The sequence below is a fragment of the Pseudomonas sp. Pse1 genome, assembly GCF_024519635.1.
Lineage (GTDB): Bacteria > Pseudomonadota > Gammaproteobacteria > Pseudomonadales > Pseudomonadaceae > Aquipseudomonas.
In genome coordinates this window covers 1-1,597 of the sequence record NZ_JALJRO010000052.1, presented here as the reverse complement: position 1 = coordinate 1,597, position 1,597 = coordinate 1, and the positions used below count along the sequence as shown (strand labels likewise).

Annotated in this window: 1 protein-coding gene; it reads left to right on the top strand. The window is 57.2% G+C overall.

Going from position 1 to position 1,597, the window contains the following annotated elements:
* Positions 1-1,597: immunoglobulin-like domain-containing protein (locus NR126_RS28290; RefSeq protein ID WP_372827628.1), on the top strand; the 1,597-nt coding region annotated here is incomplete at both ends.

Genomic DNA, 1,597 nt, shown 5'->3' with positions numbered 1-1,597 from the left:
AGTTGAGCAAAGAGCCAGGCGTGGTGCAGATCAACGACACCACCGACACCGTGACAGTCAGCATCGCTGGCAACGGTCCTGTGTTTGAAAACGCCAATCCGACCTTCACCATCACCCTCAACCAGGCGTTGAAGGATGATTTGACCGTCAAGTTGAGCAACGGCGGCACCGTCACCGTCAAAGCCGGTGATACCAGCGCGATCTACACCGCCCCAGTTCAAGGCGATGACGTCTACAAAGACGGCGGCCCGCTGAGCCTGACCGTCACCGACGCGAGCGTGCCAGGCAAGGTCTTCGAAGACCTGCAACTGAGCAAAGAACCAGGCGTGGTGCAGATCAACGACACCACCGACACCGTGACAGTCAGCATCGCTGGCAACGGTCCTGTGTTTGAAAACGCCAATCCGACCTTCACCATCACCCTCAACCAGGCGTTGAAGGATGATTTGACCGTCAAGCTGAGCAACGGCGGCACGGTTACCGTTAAAGCCGGTGATACCAGCGCGATCTATACCGCCCCAGTTCAAGGCGACGACGTCTACAAAGACGGCGGCCCGCTAAGCGTTACCATCACCGAAGCGACTGTTAAGGATCAGGTCTTCGAAGACCTGCAGCTGAGCAAAGAACCAGGCGTGGTGCAGATCAACGACACCACCGACACCGTCACCGTCAGCATCGCTGGCAATGGTCCTGTGTTTGAAAACGCAAACCCGACTTTCACCATCACCCTTAACCAGGCGTTGAAGGATGATCTGACCGTCAAACTCAGCAACGGTGGCACCGTCACTGTTAAAGCCGGTGATACTTCGGCGATTTACACCGCACCGATCCAAGGCGACGACGTCTACAAAGACGGCGGCCCGCTGAGCGTTACTATCGACAGCGCAACCGTGAAGGACCAGGTCTTCGAAGACCTGCAGCTGAGCAAAGAACCAGGCGTGGTGCAGATCAACGACACCACCGACACCGTCACCGTCAGCATCGCTGGCAATGGTCCTGTGTTCGAAAACGCCAACCCGACTTTCACCATCACCCTCAACCAGGCGTTGAAGGATGACCTCACCGTCAAACTCAGCAACGGCGGCACCGTCACTGTTAAAGCTGGCGATACTTCGGCGATCTACACCGCCCCGATCCAAGGCGACGACGTCTACAAAGACGGCGGCCCGCTGAGCGTTACCATCACCGAAGCGACTGTTAAGGATCAGGTCTTCGAAGACCTGCAGTTGAGCAAAGAGCCAGGCGTGGTGCAGATCAACGACACCACCGACACCGTGACCGTCAGCATCGCTGGCAATGGTCCTGTGTTCGAAAACGCCAACCCGACTTTTACCATCACCCTCAACCAGGCGTTGAAGGATGATCTGACCGTCAAACTCAGCAACGGTGGCACCGTCACTGTTAAAGCTGGCGATACTTCGGCGATCTACACCGCCCCGATCCAAGGCGACGACGTCTACAAAGACGGCGGCCCGCTGAGCCTGACTATCACCGACGCCACTGTGAAGGACCAGGTCTTCGAAGACCTGCAACTGAGCAAAGAACCAGGCGTGGTGCAGATCAACGACACCACCGACACCGTGACCGTCAGCATCGC